Genomic DNA, 1,675 nt, shown 5'->3' with positions numbered 1-1,675 from the left:
GAAGTGCCCGAGCTCAAGATCCTCACCGAGACCGAGGAGAAGCGCAACCGCGCCGCCGAGATCCGTCGCACGCTGCGCCGCCAGTTCTCGGCAGAGTTGAAAAAGGCCGCCGAAGGTCGCAACTGACACCGCCCCGTGCCGACCAAAGTCGCAAGGTCTCTTAGATTATAAGGCTAGCCAGCAGCCACCTCTCTTTGCCAAGCTGGCCGCGTTGACACGAGTCAAACGTATCGAGCGGAGGAGATACACATGGCCTGGACGAAGCCCGTAATCCGCGAAATCGAGTGCGGCATGGAAATCAACATGTACGGTCCCGAGCACGACGACGGCGTCCTGTTCTGAGACCGCGCGCGCGGGAGGACGTGATGCAATTCCGCGCGCGAATTCTCGGAGCCGCAGCCGGTGGGGGCCTGCCCCAGTGGAACTGCGGCTGCGAAAACTGCCGGCTCGCCCGCGCGGGCGAGATCCCGGCGCAGACCCAGAGTTCGCTCGCGGTTTCGGCCGACGGCACCGACTGGGCGATCCTGAACGCCTCGCCCGACATCCGGGCCCAGCTGGCGACCACCCCCGAACTGCACCCGACCGGTCTGCGCGAGATGCCGCTGCGCTCGGTGCTGCTCACCAATGGCGACATCGACCACGTGGCGGGGCTTCTGACCCTTCGCGAGATGCAGCCTTTCACGCTCTTTGCCACCGCCGGCATCCACGAGGTCCTGGCCGTGAACCCGATCTTCGCGGCCCTGAACCCCTCGGTGGTGACCCGCGCCGAGGTGGCGCTGGAGCGGCCCGCCGAGATCGCGCCCGGGCTCTTCGCCACGCTCTTCGCGGTGCCCGGCAAGGTGCCGCTCTACATGGAAGGCGACGAAGTGCAGACCGACCTCGTGGGCGAACAGACCGTGGGCGTCGAACTGCGCGCGGGCGACGAGACCGCCTTCTACATCCCCGGCTGCGCGATGCTGAACGACGCGCTGCGCCACAGGCTCGAGGGCGCCGCGCTGGTGTTCTTCGACGGCACGCTCTGGCGCGACGACGAAATGGTGCGCGCGGGTCTCGGACAGAAGACCGGGCGCCGCATGGGCCACATGTCGATGAGCGGCGCCGACGGCTCGATCGCCGCCTTCGAGCACATGAAGATCGGCCGCAAGGTCTTTGTCCACATGAACAATACGAACCCCGTCCTCCGCCCCGGCTCGGAGGAGCGCCGCGCGGCGGAAACGGCGGGATGGACCATCGGTCAGGACGGAATGGAGGTAACGGCATGACCCAGACACGCGAGGCCTTCGAGGCCCGGCTGCGCCAGATCGGCGCCGAGCGCTATCACGACCTGCACCCGTTTCACCACCGCCTGCACGGCGGCGACTGCACGCCGGACCAGGTCCGCGCCTGGGTGATCAACCGCTACTATTACCAGCACTCGATCCCGATGAAGGACGCGGCCTTCATGTCCCGCGTCGAGGATCCCGACCTGCGCCGTGCCTGGCGCTCGCGGATCGAGGACCACGACGGCACCGACACCAACGAGGGCGGCATCCGTCGCTGGCTGCGGCTGGCCGAGGCGGTGGGGCTCGACCGCGATTACGTCGCCTCCTGCGAGGGCGTCCTGCCTGCGACCAGATTCGCCGTCGACGCCTACGTCCACTTCGTGCGCGACAAGACCCTGCTCGAGGCCGTGGCC

Annotated in this window: 2 protein-coding genes and 1 pseudogene; all 3 read left to right on the top strand. The window is 67.7% G+C overall.

The window, feature by feature from the left end:
- Nucleotides 1-249 precede the first annotated feature (249 nt).
- Nucleotides 250-342, top strand: coding sequence for a pyrroloquinoline quinone precursor peptide PqqA (pqqA, locus tag HC022_RS25995; protein WP_040384855.1), 93 nt, complete (start codon nucleotides 250-252; stop codon nucleotides 340-342).
- Nucleotides 343-365: 23 nt separating this feature from the next.
- Entirely contained in the window at nucleotides 366-1,262 is an 897-nt protein-coding gene (gene pqqB / locus HC022_RS25990; RefSeq protein WP_167454308.1) for a pyrroloquinoline quinone biosynthesis protein PqqB, read from the top strand.
- Nucleotides 1,259-1,675, top strand: a pseudogene (locus tag HC022_RS25985) (pyrroloquinoline-quinone synthase PqqC); the annotation flags it as partial. The gene pqqB and the pseudogene HC022_RS25985, both read left to right, overlap by 4 nt.

This window comes from Salipiger sp. HF18 (assembly GCF_011806505.1).
Taxonomy (GTDB): Bacteria; Pseudomonadota; Alphaproteobacteria; order Rhodobacterales; family Rhodobacteraceae; genus Salipiger; species Salipiger thiooxidans.
Note: the sequence above shows the minus strand (reverse complement) of the source record. Positions and strands in the feature narration are given on the sequence as shown.

Excerpts from the sequence above, each read along its gene's own strand:
- pqqA (WP_040384855.1), top strand. The coding sequence starts at position 250 with ATGGCCTGGACGAAGCCCGTAATCCGCGAAATCGAGTGCGGCATGGAA.
- pqqB (WP_167454308.1), top strand. The coding sequence starts at position 366 with ATGCAATTCCGCGCGCGAATTCTCGGAGCCGCAGCCGGTGGGGGCCTG.